This window comes from Shewanella sp. BJSY2023SW007, assembly GCF_047314525.1.
Classification (GTDB): domain Bacteria; phylum Pseudomonadota; class Gammaproteobacteria; order Enterobacterales; family Shewanellaceae; genus Shewanella; species Shewanella chilikensis.
This window is the reverse complement of sequence record NZ_JBKORL010000063.1, coordinates 22,126-41,412: the sequence shown is the minus strand read 5'-3', so window position 1 is coordinate 41,412 and position 19,287 is coordinate 22,126. Positions and strand designations below refer to the sequence as shown.

Genomic DNA, 19,287 nt, shown 5'->3' with positions numbered 1-19,287 from the left:
TTTTTATCCCCGGTTTTTCATTGCATACCAAGGCCAGCAAAAAAATTTCTCCTTCAAGGAAACTTTTTCATCAAAGCCGACTCTGAATAACAGAACCTTTTTTAAGTGTTTCATCATCACCTCCCTTGGATGGGGGCCCGACGCTAGCGCAGCGGGTTTTCATTCTTTGCACGACTTTTTGTACGAATCAGTTTTGTACGAGTTTGTATGGCAGCCCCTTGGGTTGCCATTTTTTTATCCTACAGCTCGACTCATTCGGATAGATAAATAGTTAATGCCAATATTGCCATTCAAGAAAATGAAAAAGCTGAATCAAACTCACTGTAAGACCATAATTTGACAGACTTTTTGGGGAACTACAGATAGGCGTGAAGCAAATAAAACTGAATTATTTTGCTTGGTGCGGGAACTCGCGGAAAAATCGGCAGTCAGAATTAGTGAACCGAGTGTTTCATCATTATCCTCCCTTCAAGATGGTTTCTAGCGCACCATCCAGAGTTTAGATTGAACTCTGACAGCGACCCAAATGGGTCGCTTTTTTTATGTCAGGATTTTACTGTTTTACTGTTTGTCAGGCCCATTGAGGTGCAGTTTGTGAACTTTGCAGGAGTGTGGTCAGCATATTGGCCAGCTTATCCAACATCAGCTTCAACCCCTTTGGCATACTTTGAACATCTATGCCGAGCAGCAAGTTTTTAACCTCGAGCCCCAATTCGGTATCGCCTTCAATACTGAGTCGGCGCTGGAAAAACAGGGTGTCAGGGTCCTCTTTGGCCGCTGCTACCAGCAAGAGTTCGGCGCTATTGGCGCTGAAGGTGACTTCCGGTGCCGTAAAAGGTCGCACCTTGAAACCTTGCTCAAAACTGACTTCAAATGCCAATTCCATATCCTCGACCCGAACGCCAACCCATTGCCCTTCAAGAAAATCCAACTCGCCATCCTGAACCTGTTCGCTGAGCAATACCGCCAATAACTGTTGCAGTACACTCGCTTTGATAGTGAAAGGAACCAAAGTCAGCGGTTTCCCGGCCAACTTGGGAGCCAGGGTGAGAATATCGCGCGCCGCCTTGGCGGCTAAAGCCGTGCGCATCTTGAGTTACTCCTGATAAAAAAGCCTAAACTCCGGCAGTCTAACCAAGTTTTATGATCATAAACCTGTTTTATATCAACTCTATGAGATCCAAAGGTCGATAAACTGCGGCTTTGTTTGTAATTAGGGAGAAAATTAACATGGAACTCCTGTGTCCGGCCGGGAACTTGGCTTCACTCAAGGCCGCTCTCAACGCCGGCGCCGATGCCCTCTATCTGGGGCTGAAAGACGACACCAACGCCCGCTCATTTGCCGGGTTGAACTTCACACCGACCAAGCTGCAACAGGCAGCCAAAGAGGTAAAGTCACAAGGGCGCAAACTGTATCTGACCATTAATACCTTTCCGCAACCGGGTGAAGAGAAACGTTGGTATCAAGCCGTCGATCTGGCTGCCAACACTGATATTGATGGGCTGATCATGGCCGATCTGTCGCTGCTGGATTATGCCCATAGCCACTACCCTCACCTGCCATTGCATTTATCGGTACAAGCCAGCGCCACTAATATCGGCGCCTTGTCACTCTATAAGCGTGAATTCAACATTGAGCGCGCCGTACTCCCCAGAGTGCTTTCCATCAAGCAAGTCAAGGATCTCGCCAAAGCCAGTCCGGTTGATCTGGAAGTGTTCGCCTTCGGCAGTCTATGTATCATGGCCGAAGGCCGCTGTCAGTTGTCTTCCTATGTGACCGGGGAATCGCCCAATTCAGGTGGCTCCTGCTCACCGGCAAAACATGTGCGCTGGCAGGAAAATCAAGGCTGTCGCCAGACCCGCCTCAACGAAGTCTTGATTGACAGCTCGGGACTGAATGAACAGATGGGTTACCCGGTTGTGTGCAAGGGACGTTATTTGACCGAAGAAGACAGCCAACCAGGGTTCCTGCTGGAGTCCCCCACCAGCCTCAATACCCTGGACTTGTTACCAGACCTGGCTCAGGCTGGCATAGTGTCGCTCAAAATTGAAGGCCGCCAGCGCAGTCCCGCCTATGTAGAACAGGTTACCCGGGTTTGGCGTCAGGCTCTGGACACCTATCAAAATGCACCTGAGCGGTTCCAATCCAAACCAGAATGGCATGCCGCGCTGGCCAAAGTTTCCGAGGGACAAACCACTACGCTGGGTGCCTACGAGCGCAGCTGGCAATAGGAAGTTTTCTATGAATATTTCTCTTGGCCCGCTGCTTTATTGCTGGCCCAAAACACAGGTACAGGCCTTCTACCGTGAAGTTGCAGACAGCACTATTCCACTGGTTTATCTGGGAGAAGCCGTTTGCAGCCGCCGCAGGCAGATGAAGTTTGCCGATTATCTGGCCCTGGCCCATGAACTCAAAGATGCCGGTAAACAGGTTGTACTTTCTACCCTGGCCTTGATAGAAGCACAATCAGAGCTTAAAGAGCTTAAAAAACAACTCGATAATGGCGAGTTTATTGTTGAAGCCAACGATATGGCTGCAGTAGGTATGGCGCGAGAGCAGGGACTGCCCTTTGTCTGTGGCGCCAGTATCAATAACTACAATAGGGCCAGCCTGGACAAGCTGCATCAATGGGGTATGCGGCGCTTTGTGATGCCCATTGAACTGTCGAAGACTTGGCTACAGAAAGTCATCACTCCGACACCAAGCTTTGAAGTCGAGTTATTGGGCTATGGTTATCTGCCCTTGGCCCACTCGGCTCGCTGCTTCACCGCCCGCCATCAGGGACTAGCCAAAGATGACTGTCAGACAATATGCATCCAGCACCCCAAAGGCCTGGTCGCCCAAACCCAGGAGCAACAGCCGCTATTGCGACTCAATGGTATCCAGACTCAGTCGGCAGGCCGCTGCGATCTCAGACGGGATATTCCAGAAATGGAACGTTTGGGCGTTGACTGGTTCAGGGTATCACCGGATGGCCATGATTCTATCGCTCTGGCGGAATCTTTACGGCAAGATGCAGGGAGTGAAGTCGACCCTGAAATAGGCAAAGAAGCCTGTAATGGATACTGGCACGACGCGCCAGGCATGGACTATAGACGTTAGGTCTTAAGCAAGCCGGTACTTTGGACTTTCCAGCCTTTAATATGGACTTTCAATAGGCTCCTGTTCATCGGGAGCCTCTTTTGTACACAGCAGCAAACACAGAACCCAGAGCATAAAACTACCGAGTCCCAGCCATACGAGCACCGCCGGTAACCAAAAATCGGGCCGCGGTAATTGCAGTACCAACTCATAGTAAAAAGGATTGTCCCCCTCGGTAATACCAAGCTCCAGATATGGCAAAATCAGAAAAGCCCCCAAACTGATGCCGCTGATAAGCGCCGGGATCAAAGTCCATAAGGTTGCTGCGACAAAGGGACGTTGCACTAGATAAATTAAATAACAACCTACGCTGATACTGCCAAAGATGAAAAACCACTTCAGCATCATAGTGTGGAGGTGATAGACATTGACCGGGAATAAGCCCACCCCGGCGAGCGCCATGCAAGTCAGAGTCAAACTGAGATATAGAAGATGACCACTCAATTGGCGAGATAGCTGCAGGGTAAACAACCAGCAGAGTACCAAACTCAAGCTGCCGAAGAACAGGCCACCATTGAGAACCACAGCCAAAGATGAATGACCATAACTGCCCAATTCACTCAAACTGTGATTGAGTAAACTGAAGTCCCGCCCATCGCTACTATGATAGCCCCAGACAACCAACCCCAGGCCCAGCAGCAGTCCAAAGAGTCCCAGCAAACCAAAGCTCAACGCCATTCTTGCCAGTCTCTGTCTTCTTAACATGCCAGTGTTTGCCCCGGATTAGGTTTCTGCAGTCTAACTTACATGCTCCAGATTTTTTTTAAAGTCCGGGCAAGGTCTTTTTGCGTTACTGATCGCTTATTTACCCGAGTTTAAACAACAAAAGTCGCTCCCGGTCGAATTATTGCATTTTGGCGTCAGAGTATAGATTCAGGTTCGTTGATGCTCTGGCATATTCAGTAACTAACTGATGATATTGATTCTAATCGTCAAGATGATGACAACCACGTAAATTGTTATGACTTATCCAAGGGCAAAAAAAGCGGCAGCAGATTTCACTGTAGCCAGCCGATAGTCTGTCTGTTTATAGCGTTTTATCCCGGCCAAAACTCTGACCGCCGAATTTTACAATTAGTATTCATATCAATGATATGCAAATACTGGTTTCTAGAATATTTGTCAAAAAAGCACTCACTCCAATAACCACAAAAATGTTATGCTTATCACACTTAAAGTAATAATAAGGCCCGGATCGACATAGGGCCACTAACTCTGAGCCGGAATAAAGATGTCCAGAAGGAATTCCACCACTACAGACAGGGAAGTCTGTCTGCAATCCACCGACGAACTCATCTCTACTACAGATCTTCGCGGCGTTATCACTTACGTCAATCCTGCCTTTGCCAAGATATCGGGTTTCTCTGAAGCCGAGTTATTGGGCCACAGTCACAACCTGGTTCGCCATCCCGATATGCCCAAGTTGGCCTTTACCGAAATGTGGCAATGCCTCAAGGCTGGCCAATCCTGGCGAGGGTTGGTCAAAAATCGTTGTAAAGACGGTGGCTTTTATTGGGTCGATGCTTTCGTGTCTCCTATCTTTGAGCAGGGAAAAATCATTGGTTATCAATCCGTCAGAGTTAAGCCAAGCCAAGAGACTGTTAAGCGGGCCATCAAAGTTTACCGCCGCCTGAACCAAGGGAAAGTAGTTAAAGATCCACTGACGCTGACACAAAAACGCTTACTTTCAGCACTGATGGCCGGGGCAGGTCTGCTGCTCTGTGGTTATATTTGGGGTTGGGGCGTGATGTTGGCCGGAGCCATACTGATGGCGCTCAATCTGGCAATCTTCTATGACGAAGCCTTTCGTATTCCCGCCCGACTGATAACACTCAAGCAAGAGTACGACTCTGTCAGTCGCTTCATCTATGCCGGGCACGATACCTCATCTGTGCTCGAATTCCAGTTACAACGTAAAGCTGCCATGCTTCAAGGCGTATTGGGCCGGACTCAGGATCAGGCGCTTAAAACCAATGATATTGCCGCTCAATTAGTGGTGGCCACCGAGCAGGCCAGAGTCGGTATGGATCTGGAGCAGCAACAGATGCATCAAATTGCCAGCGCCATTGAAGAGTTGCACGCTACTATCAGCGAGGTAGCCGACAATACCCGAGCAACTTCTGGCCGTATAGATGAGGCTTATGGTCTCTGCCGCCAAAGCCGAGATGTGATGCATCAGAACAGCGAACATATTCTCCACCTGGCCGATGATGTAGCCAGAGCGGCTTCCAATGCCAAGCATCTGAACGATGAAGCTCAGCAGGTTGCCAATGCCATGTCGGAAATCGATGCCATTGCCGATCAAACCAATCTACTGGCCCTCAATGCGGCCATAGAAGCAGCCAGAGCCGGTGAGCAAGGACGCGGCTTTGCCGTGGTCGCCGACGAGGTCAGAGCCTTGTCGGCTCGCACCCAAGAGTCCACCAAAAGCATTTCAGCCAGCATAGAGACTATGTTCAACATGCTGACCAAGTGGGCCACTGAGATGGAAGCCAGTAGACAGCAAGCACAGAAATGTGCAACCGAAGCATTATCGGCAGTTGAGTCCATCAACACAGTTAACCAGGGAATGAGTGAAATACACGATCTCGCCAGACAAAATGCCGTGGCAGCCACCCAGCAGGGGCAAGTGGTACAGGAAATAGCAAACGGCATCCAGATGATTCATGGCGCCACCAATGACAACGTTTCTGCCCTAGGTCAAGTAGAGCAAGCCGTATTGCAATTAAAGGCCAGTGCCGACAGGTCACTAAATCTGAGACAAACCTTCGGTTAACGCTCAAGCCCGGATCCGGCTTGAGCAACAATTATTTAACTATTTATTTTTGAAGACTTTTTCATTAGGAACTGCTCAAACAATAATTACGCAAAGACTGCTAATAACTATGCTGTTGTGATCAAAGAGACAGAACTGACAGCGAATGAATTTACATAGCCGCATTAAGGGGGTAATCTTGCCCCCTTAAATTCTGGGGCTGGCTGAATGAAAATGCATCCAAAGCCAATATTGCCCCTGGCGAGTAATTTTTTACTCATTCATTAGTGTAAATTCAGGGTGTAACAAACGTGGCAAGCGAAAAACAACCCCGCAACATAGCAACCATACTCACCTTCCTGGTGCCATCTCTGCTCGGTGTCTTACTCTTTATGACACCTATCAGTTATAACAACGAACTGACGATCCCTGTAGCTGTGTTGGCCGGTGAACTCAAAAGTTTGCTCAATGATTATTTGACCGGCATAATTTGCGCCATAGTGGTATTTATGGCCACGGCCAGTGTGTTGGTAAAACTCCTTCGTCCCGGCTTCGTTCGCCACAGCAAGTTTCTCAATTCCCTGTTGAATATCAGCCCTGCCTGGCTCTTGGTCAGAGTGTTGGGAGCTATATTTATCTGCCTGACCTTCTTCCAGGTTGGCCCAGAGATGCTCAGAGCGGATTCCACCGGCGCCTTGGTGATGAATGACCTGCTGCCGCTGCTCTTCTGTGTGTTCTTTTTTGCCGGTATGTTCCTGCCTTTATTGCTCAACTTTGGCCTGCTGGAACTCTTCGGTACCTTGCTGACCAAATTGATGCGGCCGGTGTTCAACCTGCCGGGACGCAGCGCCATCGACTGCATGGCCTCTTGGCTCGGGGATGGCAGTGTCGGTATTCTGCTAACCAGTAAGCAGTATGAAAACCGCTTCTACACCCAACGTGAAGCGGCGGTTATCGGCACTACCTTCTCGGCAGTCTCCATCACCTTTACCCTTGTGGTGCTCACTCAAGTAAAACTGCAGGCGATGTTTGTGCCCTTTTACCTGACCGTCTGCCTGGCCGGTATTGTTGCCGCCATAGTTGTACCCAAGTTGCCGCCGCTGTCACGCAAGAAAGATGTCTATGTTGATGGCAGCCCCAGGCAGATAGATGATGAGTCGCTGCCCGAAGGCCATAACTCCCTGTCCTGGGGGCTGGATCTGGCGCTCACCAAGGCAGCCAATACCGGCGGTATATTCAAGGTGCTCTCCGAAGGGATAAAGAATGTCATCGATATGATCTTCGGGGTGCTCCCTGTCGTAATGGCTATAGGCACCATAGCTTTGGTCATCGCCGAATACACCCCGGTATTTGACTATCTCGGCATGCCTTTTATTCCGCTGTTGGAATTGATGCAAATTCCCGAAGCCACCCAGGCCTCCAAGACCATAGTCGTTGGCTTTGCCGATATGTTTATCCCCTCAATTCTGGCCACCAGCATAGAAGCCGACATGACACGTTTTGTGATTGCGGCGCTGTCGGTCACCCAATTGATCTACATGAGTGAAGTAGGCGCCTTGCTTATCGGCAGCAAGATACCGGTGAAAATTTGGGAGCTGTTCGCAGTCTTCCTGCTGCGTACCCTGGTCACCCTGCCGGTAATTGCCGGAATGGCACATCTGCTGTTCTAGGGACAATGTAACCTAACCTCCCGACAACGGCCGCTACATGCGGCCGTTTTATTTATAAGCACTAGAATGTGCTGACAAAATTCGCATTTGAGCCACCAGCATCTACACTGAAAAAAGTTCGTTTTTGAGGCTTTTCGGTGAAAATCTCTGCGCTTCTACTCCTTTTTACGGCACTTTGGTGTCTCGATAGCCTGACGCCGTCATTGGGCTATCGCCCCGTCCTTGAGCAATTTCAGGCCGAAGACGGCTTGTCGATGAATACTGTCAATGACCTCGCCACAGATGATCGCGGTCATCTTTGGATAGCCACTCAAGCCGGATTGAACCGTTTCGATGGTGAACACTTCAGGCTCTACAGTAAGCAAGACGCCCCCTACGGTCCCAGTGGCAATCACATTGAAAGGTTGCTGTTTTCAAGCCAAGATGAGCTGTGGTTGCTGACCTTGAGTGATGGCTTGAATCTTTATCATCCGGACAGTGGTCGCTTTGAAATATTGGGTGCCGAAGCCGATCTGCCGCTGACCGGGATCCGCGAGCTGGCAGAAGACAAGCAAGGCATGCTCTGGCTGCTGATGGATGATGCCAAGGTTTGGCGCTACGACCCCAAACGCCGCCAACGCCTGGGTAGCCAGCAGCTTCAGACCAATGCCGTTTCACAACTGAGGTTTTATGCAACGCCTTCCGGCGACTTGTATCTTGCAGGAGACTCGCTCTGGCAGCTGGATGACAGCAAGTCATGGCAACAGATGACAATATTGCCAGCACTTGCTCAAGTCGAGTCTCTGATACAGGCCAAAGACGGCAGTTTATGGCTCGCGGGCAAAGGAGCACTCTGGCACTGGTCTTTGGGAACCGAAGTTGTACCTTACTCCATCAACCAACTTGGCGATGCCGGCATTCGACATATGGTTTTGGATCCACAGCAACGGCTCTGGTTGGCGGTGGATAAATTCGGTCTAGTGCGGTTTACACCTCAAACCCGGGAGCTTCTTTGGCAACCAAACAGCGATGGCAAGACCATTCAGACGCTGCATCTGGATGACAGCAACCAACTTTGGATAGCAACCAAGGGAGCCGGTCTCGGTAAGCTGGATCTCAATCAGGAAGCCATGGGAAAACTGCTCCCCAACAGTTTCGAAAGCCACAACCTGGGTAATGGCGATGTCAGAGCGATTTTTCGCGATCATCTGGGGCAACTCTGGGTCGGCACCGCCAGCGGCCTTTATCAGGCACTGGAGTCTGACTCGGGCAAAATTCAAGGCTTCAAACCCTCGCCGCTGGCAAGCCAACTGCTGGATAAGGCCTTTATCGGTTTTATCAAAGAAGACAGTCAGGGCCGGCTGTGGATTGGCACCCGGGGCGAAGGCTTACTGATCTTCAATGCCGAGCGCGACAGCTATCTGCACTATCGCCATCAGGCCAATGAACCTGGCTCACTACCGGCCAACACCCTCTACAGTTTAACCTTTGATCAAAGTGGCATCGCCTGGATAGCCACCAAAGAAGCCGGAGTCAGCCGTTATCTTGGTATCGAAAAAGGCTTTGCCGCGCCGGATGCCACGCCGCTGCCCAAAACAGAAACCACCTCGATACTGGAGGATGACGGCGGCAATATCTGGATCACCAGTTACGGTGAAGGCCTATTCAGGCTCAAGCCGGATGGCAGTGTATCTCATTGGTCCACAGATACTGAAATTCCTCTACCCAGCAAGCACCTGTTTTCCATCTATCAACACCCGGATGGACAGTTATGGATAGCGTCCAGCGACGGCGTATTTTCATTCACCCCACATAGCGGGCAGTATCAAATGTTTGACCGCCAACACGGCCTGATAGGCGATGTCGCCTACCTGATGCAACATGATGCCGACAACAAACTTTGGATTGGCAGCGCCAGCGGTCTGTCATGGTTGGATCCCGCAGCAGGCACAAGCCGGAATTTTGCTTATGAAGATGGCTTGCAAGCCAACGAGTTCAACTTTGGCGCCGGGTTTCTCGATAGGGACGGTAGTCTGTTTCTCGGCGGTGTAAAAGGCCTCAACCATATTCACCCCTCCGCTATAACCGCAAGGAAACCACCTGAGCAGCCGATCATAGATGAACTGCAGGCGCTGGGGCAGACACAAGAGCACGCACCAAAACCCTGGAGCCGACAGAAACTGGTTCTGGGGGTTGATGCCTTGCCGCTGAGTCTCAAATTCCACAGCCCGAACCTGCATCACGCCAGGCATCTTGAGTATCAATACAAGCTCGAAGGCTTGCAGCAGGAGTGGCTCAATACCCAGGGGGCCAGAACCGCCTTCTTCCCGACGCTCAAACCCGGTGACTATCGCTTTATGGTCAGAGCCGTGGATGTTGACGGCAATACCAGCCCGGCGCAGAGCCTGCAGCTGAGCATAACCCCCAGGCCCTGGCAAAGCCCTTGGGCTTATACTATTTACAGCTTATTGCTGCTGAGCCTGATATTTGGCTTTGCCTATAACAGGTGGCAGAAGTTTATTGAGCAACAAAAGCTGCTGCAACAAGTGGCGAGCAGCGAGCAAAAGCTGCAACTGGCACTTATCGGCAGTGGCGATGAGTTTTGGGATTGGGATCTGCGAACGCAGCAGGCCAAGCGTAATAACGCCTTTCTCTGGTATCCCGAGCCCGAAACCCACCTGAAAGATACGTTGGAGCGCTGTGTCCATCCAGAGGACTTGCCGCTCATCTGGCCCGAGATTGATGCCTGCCTTCATAAAGGCCGGCAAGAATTTGAACTCAGCTATCGCGGCAAAACCCGTGATGAGCGCTGGCTTTGGGTACTCAATCGTGGCCGGGTCATGACCAGGGATCAAAAGGGGCGCCCTTTAAGGATTACAGGAACCATCAAGGATATTCAGAAACTGAAAGAAACCGAATCGGCACTGCGCCGCTTCAATCAGGAGTTGGAGCTGAGGGTTAAACAGCGCACTGAAGCGCTGCAACAGAGCAATGATGAACTGAACCACACCCTGGAAGCGTTACAACTGGCGCAGTCTGAACTGCTGGATAAGGAGAAAATGGCCACTCTGGGTGGTCTGGTTGCCAGCATCACCCATGAAGTCAACACTCCCATAGGTATCTGTGTCACCGCGGCTTCGCATCTGGCGGAGAATGTTAAAGCCTTCAACAAACGCTTTTACGCCGAGGATGTCGATCAGCAGGATTTCGAACAGTACCAGAATGAAGTGGTCGACTGCAGCCGTCTGATGCTGACCAACCTGGAGCGCGCCGCCAAGCTGATCCGCAGCTTCAAACAACTCTCCGTCGATCAGTCCCATGAAGAACTGCGGGAATTTAACCTGGGGCACTATCTGGATGAGATTTTCCTGTCGCTCAACCCCATGCTGCACCGCTCACCGCACAAGTACAGCTATCAATGTCCGGCCGATATCACCCTCTACGCCACTCCGGGCGTCTTTTACCAAATTATCAGCAACCTGTTTACCAATTCGCTGGTACACGCCTTTCCAGAAGGAAGCGAGGGACAGATGTCGCTTGATGTCAACCGTAGCGATTGTGGTATAGAGCTTGTCTATCGTGACGATGGCTGCGGCATGAATACCGAGGTACAACAGAATATTTTTGTTCCCTTTTTTACCACCAAACGTGGTCAAGGCGGCAGTGGCCTGGGAATGAACATAGTTTATAACCTGGTGACTCAAGTGCTTGGCGGCGAGATCCGTCTGATCAGTGCGCCGGGGCATGGCAGCGAGTTTCGCATCATATTGCCCTATGATATCGAGGCAAGTTCCAGGGCGTCACAATAAGGTCATCAAGACGTCACTTCAAGGTCAAATAGCTGGCTTAGAGTCTTTCACAGTCAAACCCGTTTCACTGGTTTTATCCAGGAGCCGCGATGAAAGGCAGCAAGTCATTGGTCAACAAACCATCGACATTTCACCCATACTCCCGCCGCGTAGCCGAGTCTGTCACCAAGCTCAACGCCCTCTGGCTCTCGGATATTCACCTGGGCAGCATTGACTGCAAGGCCGAATACCTGTTGCATTTCCTAAACAGCGTTCAACCCAAGGTGCTGTATCTGGTGGGGGACATAGTCGACATCTGGGCCCTCAAACGCCGGGTATTCTGGCCCGAGAGTCACAACCAACTGCTGCAAAAACTGCTGCAGATGGCGCAGAGCGGCATCAAACTGGTGTATCTGCCCGGCAACCATGACGAGCTGTTTAAGGACTACCACCAGCTGCAACTCGCCGATGTCATTATCAGCAAAGAGTACCGACATCAAACCCTGAGCGGCAAAACCCTGCTAATGCTGCATGGCGATCAGTTTGACTCCGAAGTCTGTATCGGCCGTATCACCGCCCGTCTCGGCGATCACCTCTACGATGTCTTGATGTTTCTTAACCGCCATCTGCACAAGGTTCGCCGCCGTCTCGGTTATCCCTATTGGTCTTTGGCCGGCTTTATCAAGCAAAGAGTCGGCAAGGCTCAACAAGCCATCAACAGTTTTCGCGAAGCCGTGGTGCGCTATGGTCGCAAACAGAAGGTGGACGGCATCATCTGTGGTCATATTCACCAGCCTGAGCTCACGGAAATGAGCGGCTTTATCTATGCCAATGATGGTGACTGGGTAGAGAACTGCACCCTATTGACTGAAACCCTCGAGGGCGAACTGCAACTCGAGCGCTGGAATGAACAACTGGGCCGGACCGAAGTACTGAAACGCTTCGCCTGGCAGGGACAAGAACAACAAGCTGCTTAAATCAGGTACCCCATTATGATGTTTACCGTCGATAAAGTCGTGGAATCCAATCTGCCCAACATCAACAGCAAGCCTTGGCTCGCCAAGCCAACCAAGGCCTTACTGCGTTATCTGCTCAATGAGCGGGAGTGCAATGATATCGCTGGCCAATTCAGTTTTCTCAAGGGCGTGGATTTTGTTGAACAAGTGCTGGAAAGCTTTGCCGTCAGCTATACGGTGCCGGACAGTGAGGTGGAAAACATTCCCCATCAGGGCCGGGTCGTTATCTTCGCCAATCATCCGATAGGTTCGCTGGATGCTCTGGTGCTGATAAAACTTATCAGCGAAGTCAGGCCTGATATTAAAGTGGTTGCCAACGAGCTGCTGATGACACTGACGCCACTGCACAACATCCTGCTGCCGGTTCGCAATATGACTGGCGGAACCCCCAGACAACACCTGGAGAAGATCCATCAACATTTGCGCAGTGAAGGCGCCTTGCTCATTTTTCCATCGGGTGAGGTTTCCCGGCTCAGACCAAACGGCATTCGCGATACCCAGTGGCAGACCGGCTTCCTGAAGATGGCTATCAGCTGCAATGCGCCGCTGCTGCCCATGTATGTCGATGCCAAGAACTCGGCCACCTTTTACGGCGCTTCCATGTTATATAAACCTTTGGCGACTCTGCTATTGGTCAAGGAGATGTTTAAACAAGCCAGTAACACTTTGCCGGTGCGTATCGGCGAGCTTATCCCGGCCGAAGCGGTCAGCGGCAGTGACTTCCCGCTCAAAACCCGGGTCAGTCTGCTGAAGAACCACCTCTATCGCATCGGCAAGAACCGCAGCCCACTGTTCAACACCCAAAGCGCCATCGCCCATCCGGAAAAACGTCGTGAATTGCAACAGGCTTTATTGCAGTGCGAGCAGCTTGGCCAAACTCAGGATGACAAGCAGATTTTCCTCTACCGCCATCAGGGCTGCAGCCCTGTGATGCGGGAAATAGGTCGGTTGCGGGAACTGGCTTTTCGCGCCGTGGGTGAAGGTACGGGAAAACGCAGAGACATAGACAAGTACGACTCCAGTTATCTGCACCTGGTACTCTGGGATCCCAAGGAGCTGGAAATAGTCGGCGCCTACCGCTTTGCCGAAGTTGCGAACTTGCACAGCGCCGGAGAAAGCCTCTACAGTGAGTCACTGTTTCACTATCAAACAGAATTTGCGCCCTATTTCGCCAAGGGCCTGGAACTCGGCCGCAGCTTTGTACAGCCTAAATATTGGGGAAAGCGCAGTCTCGATTACCTCTGGTACGGCATAGGTGCCTTTCTGGCTCGTCATCCCGGCTACCGCTATCTGTTCGGGCCGGTGACCATAAGCAACCAACTGCCGGCACCAGCCAAGGAGATGTTAGTACACTTCTACCTGCAGCAGTTTCCCTGTAAAACACAACTGGCACAGTCTTTCGCGCCTTTTGGTCTGTCACCTGAGCGCCAGACTGAGCTGGACAAACTCTATATCGATTCAGGTTATCAAGACGCGTTTAAACAGCTCAAGCAGACCCTTGCCAGTATGGGAGCCGCTGTGCCTACTCTCTACAAGCAATACGGCGAACTTTGTCAGCCTGATGGGGTGCGCTTCCTCGCCTTTGGAGTGGATGCCGACTTTGCCGACTGTATCGATGGCTTGGTGCTGGTAGACTTGGACAAACTCAAGTTCAAAAAACGCAGCCGCTATATCGATTGCCATCTGCAGGAGCTCAATCAGCAAGATGAAAATGCTCTGAGTTAGCATTATTGACAGGGCTCTGATATAACAAAGAAAAGGTTATGGAGGATCCCTATGCAGCTCTGCATCGCCGATATCATGATCACCCGGGTTGTCACAGTGGAAATGGACGATCGCCTGAGTGTGGCCAAAGAGATATTTCATCATGCAGGCTTTCATCACTTACTGGTAGTGAATGATGAAGGCAAGCTGGAAGGCGTCCTGTCCGAGCGCGATCTGCTGCGAGCCTTAAGCCCCAACCTTGGCAGCGATACCGCCAGCAGCAGAGATCTGGAAACCCTCAATAAGCGGGCACACCAAGTAATGAGCCGTAACCCTGTAACCGTTGCGCCCCACGTAGGCCTGGCGCAGGCTTCCAGGCTCTTATTGGAGAAAGATATAGGTTCACTGCCGGTACTGGAAGACGGCGAAATTGTCGGTATAGTGACCTGGAAGGATCTATTACGAGCCTATTGCTGTTAACCCGAACAAGCTCAAGTGTCATGACTTAGGGAAAGTTATCTTAGAGTCATCTCATCCAACTTACGGGCCTTCTCAGAGCTGAATGCTTCCTTGAGCAACACACACTCTCTGGCTTCCCTGATAAAGTAACGCTTACCGCGGGCATCCTTTAACGACTTACCGCTCAAACGTGCCATAAATAGCTGCTGCTTGTCCAAGTCCCAGCGATAAAAGGCGATTTGCTCTCCCTTACTGGTAATCAAGTGACACTTAACATCCTGCCGATCGGCGGCTTGGGCTGTAAATAGCATACCGGGCAGCAGCAGGAGCAAACCATATTTAATTGATCTCATCATTTCCAACACTCCGTTGAAGCACCACTTTTAATCCCGGCATCGGTCAAGGTCAGCGTTTTACACTTACTGTCGCGGCTGGCCTGCGCTCCTTGTGCCGTTGCGGTCAGGGTGAAATCCGCTGTGCCGGTTGACGCGATACTGTAATGACCATTCTCAGTAATAAAGGGACTGGCATTGAGCCCCAGTTTGGTCATATCCGTGGCATAAGTGCGATTATCCAAATAGTATTGCTCCTGCAGATTGGCCAGTCGCATCAAGGCCGCATGAGCCTCGGAGCGAGTACTCTTGGCAATGTACTGCACATAAGATGGATAAGCGATAGACGCCAGTATGCCGATAATGACCACAGTGATCATGACTTCTATCAGGGTAAAACCCGCTGGTCTTTTCATCTCTTATCCTACTCATTTACATGGTAATAAATCTTGTTGGTAGTCAGACCCGTCTCCAATGCCACTGTACCTGAACAGTTTTCACCGGTTTCATCACACTCACCGCGACCAATAATCAAGGCAGCATCTGGATTGTCCGGATTATCCGGATCATCAGGATCTTTGGGCGGGGTAATAATTTTGGGCGGCTGAGGAATACAATCTTCACACACTTCCAAAAACTCATAATTGTAACGCCCACCTTTATGCAGGTCATAGCGGTATAAACGCCCAGTCGAGGAGATAAGACAACTGTCTGCTGTTTCCGGTGTTGTTTGCGCGGGTACAAAGGAGGTGAAATAAACGTCACCCTTAATAATGGCCGAAGGCGACAGGCTCTTTTCCCCGGCAATGGAGAAATTACGGAACCAACCCAGCTTGGTACCAAATTCAATATTCTCACTGTCGCTGCTCGGAGCCGCCGATGTCACGTCATAGAGGTTGGTCAAGGTAATGGGACTAGGAACAATCGCGCCGGAGCCGCCAAAAGTCTTGGTCACCACATGACGATCCTGTAGCACAAAGAACATATCCTCCACGGCGCTGTCCAAAGGTGAGGCCCGGTTACCACTGCCCAAAGTCACAGCATCGTAAGGTACATTTTGATAGGCCGTAGTCGTGCTGGTATTACCATCAGCATCTGTCACTGTCACCTGGGTGACATTGGTAAATACCGTCTGAGCAACCACTGGTTCATAGAAAAAACGACGATCAGAAGAAGCCAGCGCACCTCCCAAAGAGGCAAACTTAAAGCCACTCCAACTGGCTGTATTTTCAGAGGGCATATCCATGCGCCAGACATTACCGCCAAGGTCTGCGGCATACAGCCTGTCAGTTGCGCCATCGCTGTTGCTATCGAGGGTGGCAATTGAACCGGCAATACTGTGCTCTATGCCGGTCAAAGCCGTGTTGCCATCAACACCAAAGCTATGCTCGAGTTTCCCGGTTTCGGCATTGACCAGGTACACATTGCGGCCATCTGAGTTACTGCCTGTGTTGGCGTCATAGCCCAGATTGTAACCGCCACCGAAAATCACTACAGGGGTATCCAAACCCGGCACCTTAGTCACAACAGGTGTCGACCAAGTTTGTCCCAAGTTTGCAAAACCGGCGCTACTGCTGTCAATCCGCCACATCAGTATAGGTGAATCCGGTGCGGTAACATCGAAGCCATAGTAAGCACTCCCGCCCCGACGCATACCGAAGAATAGCCAGGCCTTGGTAATAACACCCGACTCATTGCGCTCCAAATAGGAAACCGGCGAACCATCTATGCCATAAACACTGTGGCCATTGGCATAACTGTTATCCCTGAGCTCCTGCACATTACTGAGAAACTCATAGGGCATAAAGGCCCAACTCTCTTCAACACTGCTACCTGTATCTTTAAAGGCATGCAACATACCATGGTTGGTGCCAACGAAAATGCGCACATTGGTGCTATCACCGCTACTAAAATCAATGGCTAGTGGTTGCGAGTGCATGGGGTCACCCATGATATCGCCGCGAACCCCATTATAATCGTCAGAGGTAAACTCGTCATTTTCATCTATATCGACATTTTTCCCCTTGATCCACTCAAAGGCTTTTTCAAGCTCAGCGCTTTCAGTACCGGCGGCCACACTCATGTTCATATGGGCCAACAAGTCAATGTCACCACCGGCATAGCTGGAAGCCTGGTTCTTACTCAAAATTGCCAGGTCACCACCTACCTTGATGTTACTGTAGATAGTACGGCTATCAGGCACTATGGTTCTGGCCGCCCCGCCTTCCTGTACATCGTTACCATCAGGGTCCGGAGAGCAGCTACTCCATAGACTACAGGCCGAATCAGAAATACCACCTGTTTTTGAAATGGCTGCTTCACCATTGGCATCTATCAAAACCCCTGAGGGATTAACTTTTAACTTTTTCAAATTGCCGACCCATCTGGGTCCTTGAGATGGACGAAACAGCGCATAATAAGCTGAGTCCAGGGTCCGAGTTGGGTCAGCATTACTAAAGGCCACCCCGGGCGCCGAAAACCTTTGGCCTTCATCCGTGATACTGTCAAGCACATTACTGAAGGCTTGCTGCAAATCGGCCACACTGTTGGCGGTATAATAATGGCCGTTACCTCTCCTGGCCGTCTCTTCCAGCAAAGGCTCAGCGGCAGAACCTTCCTCGAGCGCAAAGCCTATAGTGTGAGTCACCACCCGTTGAAACTTTTCCGTATCCGGCAGTATATCGTTATGCGCCATATAGCTGGCCAACGCCGGCAGATAGCTGATTTCTTCGCCATTATTACCTATGAAAGTATAAGGAAAGTAATTTCCCTCGTCATTCGCCTCATTGACAAGAGAAGTAATCTTATCGTTAGCCGAAGCATCCAAGGTAGGCACACCATCGGTAATATAGATGATATAAGCAATATCACTACAAACACTCATTGGAGACAGGTAACTACCATTATCCTCTACATTTATATCGTATGGGGGTCGATTAGGAGTGTAATGTATGCCATTCCCATCATACTTAAAGTCACTATGACCAAAAGTAATGGGGCCACCACTGAAATACTGATAGGCTTCAAACAAAGTTTCACAAAGTGGAGTGTTGGTTTCAGCCGGTAGATTTTCAATTGTATTAAGCAAAACGTCTTTCTGTGATGCGGTGCGATTACGAATACCGGCAATGATTCGGCCGCCATCTCGCTGCCCTTCCACATCATAATTCATATTAAATACTGCCAGGCCGAAATCAACCGACGGCATAGAGCTAATCACCCCGGAAATCGCAGTTTTTGCAATATCCAACCGGCTAAGATCCTGAACATCATCCAGTAAATCGTTCTTATAGCGGGTATACCAACGTAGATAATTATCTGTGTAAAGAGTTACCAACTCACCTTGATTGAAGCCAAGTTTTTCAGCATTTTCCAACGCCGCAGCATCTGTACCACCATATGGCTGATAATTTTTATTATTTCCAACGCTATTTTGAGGGTAGCCATTAGGATACACGTCATTATTGCTTGCGTTATCTCCTGCAATATCTTCCCAGCAATCAATCGGGTTGTTCCTTTCTGCACCACTGTTTTCCTTAATAGGTTGCCAAGTACCCGCGCCGTTGCCGGAAAACACAAACTCCCGGATATAACCGGTAAAACGACCATAAGTATCCAGAGCTTCTTGGGCTACAGCGCAACCATTAAGAAGCTGATTGAAGCGGCGCGACTCCGAGGGGCTGTCCGGTACGGGTAATGCGCTTTCATCCATTCCGGAGCCAACGGTAAAGTAGATCAACCGCTCATCATAGGAATGGGAAGAACCTACGGGAAGATACTCTTCGTCAGGATCGTACCCACCTGGCACTCCTGTTTCTATAGTATCCATGGACGCTGAGTTATCAAAGATAATCAACACCTTGGCTCGCCCTTGATTAGGAGGAGGTATCAGGTATAGGTCTGTATCATCTGCCGAGACTTGCCCGGAAGAGCCAACCAGCACAAACAACAAACCGCATAAACACTTTTTGAGTTTCATGATCCGCTCCCGTTAAGCACTTCCTGCTCAACCCCTTCGATAACTGTCAGTTGTCCAAGATTATCCCGCCCATACTGCACTTGGCTTGAAACCTCAACTCGCCGGCACTTGATAAGATCTGTACCGCTGGCAGCTCTGCTCCGTTGACAGGCAACATTCTTGGCGTCCACAGTGCCATCACTCTTCAATGGCAAAGGTGTCAAAACCTGACTACCACCCAAAAAACTATTATCATCATCAACCGCTGTCATCGTTGCCAATTCTGCCTGGCTCTTGGCGTTCAATACCGCCTGCAGCCCACCATCGGCCAAGGCTTTGGCTTCCACTCGCTCGGCACCGGCGCCGGCCATGCGCAGCGACTGACTGGAGTTAACCGCCAGTGCCACACCAATTAAGGTCAAAATAATCAGGAGGATAAGTGCAAAAAAAAGTACAACTCCCCGCTGCTGCCTTATCTTCATCT

The 19,287-nt window shown here is 50.4% G+C and carries 14 protein-coding genes; 8 read left to right on the top strand and 6 right to left on the bottom strand.

Features of this window, described 5'->3' with window-relative positions; all coding sequences use genetic code 11:
• Positions 1 to 571: 571 nt before the first annotated feature.
• Positions 572 to 1,090 carry a ubiquinone anaerobic biosynthesis accessory factor UbiT gene (gene ubiT, locus ACMHXE_RS09645; protein WP_165565414.1) on the bottom strand — a complete coding sequence of 173 codons (519 nt, stop codon included), beginning with the start codon at positions 1,088 to 1,090 and terminating at the stop codon, positions 572 to 574.
• 140 nt (positions 1,091 to 1,230) lie between these two features.
• Between ubiT and ubiU the strand changes: the two genes are divergently transcribed.
• Together ubiU and ACMHXE_RS09635 are read left to right on the top strand one after the other, a co-directional pair.
• Positions 1,231 to 2,232: a ubiquinone anaerobic biosynthesis protein UbiU gene (ubiU, locus tag ACMHXE_RS09640; RefSeq protein ID WP_101055558.1), complete on the top strand. Its 1,002-nt coding sequence runs from the start codon at positions 1,231 to 1,233 to the stop codon at positions 2,230 to 2,232.
• Positions 2,233 to 2,242: 10 nt separating this feature from the next.
• The gene (locus ACMHXE_RS09635; RefSeq protein ID WP_413732101.1) at positions 2,243 to 3,103 is read left to right on the top strand and encodes a U32 family peptidase; all 861 of its coding nucleotides are present in this window, start codon (positions 2,243 to 2,245) and stop codon (positions 3,101 to 3,103) included.
• Between the two features lie 36 nt (positions 3,104 to 3,139).
• On the opposite strand, the gene ACMHXE_RS09630 is transcribed toward ACMHXE_RS09635, so the two are convergent.
• On the bottom strand, positions 3,140 to 3,847 hold the full coding sequence (locus tag ACMHXE_RS09630; protein ID WP_165565416.1) for a hypothetical protein: 708 nt from the start codon (positions 3,845 to 3,847) through the stop codon (positions 3,140 to 3,142).
• Between the two features lie 526 nt (positions 3,848 to 4,373).
• Here ACMHXE_RS09630 and ACMHXE_RS09625 point away from each other — a divergent pair.
• The 6 genes from ACMHXE_RS09625 to ACMHXE_RS09600 all read left to right on the top strand — a co-directional run bounded on the left by ACMHXE_RS09625 (position 4,374) and on the right by ACMHXE_RS09600 (position 14,534).
• A complete protein-coding gene (locus ACMHXE_RS09625; protein ID WP_101055549.1) occupies positions 4,374 to 5,918 on the top strand; it encodes a methyl-accepting chemotaxis protein in 1,545 nt (514 codons plus the stop codon).
• Positions 5,919 to 6,208: 290 nt separating this feature from the next.
• On the top strand, positions 6,209 to 7,567 hold the full coding sequence (locus ACMHXE_RS09620; RefSeq protein WP_335904200.1) for a YjiH family protein: 1,359 nt from the start codon (positions 6,209 to 6,211) through the stop codon (positions 7,565 to 7,567).
• Between the two features lie 137 nt (positions 7,568 to 7,704).
• A complete protein-coding gene (locus ACMHXE_RS09615; protein WP_413732098.1) occupies positions 7,705 to 11,355 on the top strand; it encodes a two-component regulator propeller domain-containing protein in 3,651 nt (1,216 codons plus the stop codon).
• 89 nt (positions 11,356 to 11,444) lie between these two features.
• Positions 11,445 to 12,311 (top strand): UDP-2,3-diacylglucosamine diphosphatase, encoded by an 867-nt coding sequence (locus tag ACMHXE_RS09610; RefSeq protein ID WP_412502684.1) that lies wholly within the window; start codon positions 11,445 to 11,447, stop codon positions 12,309 to 12,311.
• Positions 12,312 to 12,326: 15 nt separating this feature from the next.
• Positions 12,327 to 14,075, top strand: coding sequence for a GNAT family N-acyltransferase (locus tag ACMHXE_RS09605; RefSeq protein ID WP_413732096.1), 1,749 nt, complete (start codon positions 12,327 to 12,329; stop codon positions 14,073 to 14,075).
• A gap of 51 nt (positions 14,076 to 14,126) precedes the next feature.
• Positions 14,127 to 14,534 (top strand): CBS domain-containing protein, encoded by a 408-nt coding sequence (locus ACMHXE_RS09600; RefSeq protein ID WP_071477011.1) that lies wholly within the window; start codon positions 14,127 to 14,129, stop codon positions 14,532 to 14,534.
• Positions 14,535 to 14,569: 35 nt separating this feature from the next.
• On the opposite strand, the gene ACMHXE_RS09595 is transcribed toward ACMHXE_RS09600, so the two are convergent.
• The 4 genes from ACMHXE_RS09595 to ACMHXE_RS09580 are packed head-to-tail and all read right to left on the bottom strand — an operon-like array spanning position 14,570 to position 19,279.
• Complete coding sequence (locus ACMHXE_RS09595; RefSeq protein WP_165565420.1) at positions 14,570 to 14,869, bottom strand: TapY2 family type IVa secretion system protein; 300 nt, start codon at positions 14,867 to 14,869, stop codon at positions 14,570 to 14,572.
• Positions 14,866 to 15,261 carry a type IV pilin protein gene (locus tag ACMHXE_RS09590; RefSeq protein ID WP_039034878.1) on the bottom strand — a complete coding sequence of 132 codons (396 nt, stop codon included), beginning with the start codon at positions 15,259 to 15,261 and terminating at the stop codon, positions 14,866 to 14,868. The genes ACMHXE_RS09595 and ACMHXE_RS09590 overlap by 4 nt, the downstream gene beginning before the upstream one ends.
• An 8-nt stretch (positions 15,262 to 15,269) precedes the next feature.
• Positions 15,270 to 18,824: a pilus assembly protein gene (locus ACMHXE_RS09585; protein WP_413732094.1), complete on the bottom strand. Its 3,555-nt coding sequence runs from the start codon at positions 18,822 to 18,824 to the stop codon at positions 15,270 to 15,272.
• Positions 18,821 to 19,279, bottom strand: a complete 459-nt coding sequence (locus ACMHXE_RS09580; protein WP_039034932.1) for a PilX N-terminal domain-containing pilus assembly protein — start codon at positions 19,277 to 19,279, stop codon at positions 18,821 to 18,823. Before ACMHXE_RS09580 ends, ACMHXE_RS09585 begins: the two co-directional genes overlap by 4 nt.
• Between the last annotated feature and the right edge of the window lie 8 nt (positions 19,280 to 19,287).

Coding starts and splice junctions, on each gene's coding strand:
- ubiT (WP_165565414.1), bottom strand. CDS start 1,090: ATGCGCACGGCTTTAGCCGCCAAGGCGGCGCGCGATATTCTCACCCTG.
- ubiU (WP_101055558.1), top strand. CDS start 1,231: ATGGAACTCCTGTGTCCGGCCGGGAACTTGGCTTCACTCAAGGCCGCT.
- ACMHXE_RS09635 (WP_413732101.1), top strand. CDS start 2,243: ATGAATATTTCTCTTGGCCCGCTGCTTTATTGCTGGCCCAAAACACAG.
- ACMHXE_RS09630 (WP_165565416.1), bottom strand. CDS start 3,847: ATGTTAAGAAGACAGAGACTGGCAAGAATGGCGTTGAGCTTTGGTTTG.
- ACMHXE_RS09625 (WP_101055549.1), top strand. CDS start 4,374: ATGTCCAGAAGGAATTCCACCACTACAGACAGGGAAGTCTGTCTGCAA.
- ACMHXE_RS09610 (WP_412502684.1), top strand. CDS start 11,445: ATGAAAGGCAGCAAGTCATTGGTCAACAAACCATCGACATTTCACCCA.
- ACMHXE_RS09605 (WP_413732096.1), top strand. CDS start 12,327: ATGATGTTTACCGTCGATAAAGTCGTGGAATCCAATCTGCCCAACATC.
- ACMHXE_RS09600 (WP_071477011.1), top strand. CDS start 14,127: ATGCAGCTCTGCATCGCCGATATCATGATCACCCGGGTTGTCACAGTG.
- ACMHXE_RS09595 (WP_165565420.1), bottom strand. CDS start 14,869: ATGATGAGATCAATTAAATATGGTTTGCTCCTGCTGCTGCCCGGTATG.
- ACMHXE_RS09590 (WP_039034878.1), bottom strand. CDS start 15,261: ATGAAAAGACCAGCGGGTTTTACCCTGATAGAAGTCATGATCACTGTG.
- ACMHXE_RS09585 (WP_413732094.1), bottom strand. CDS start 18,824: ATGAAACTCAAAAAGTGTTTATGCGGTTTGTTGTTTGTGCTGGTTGGC.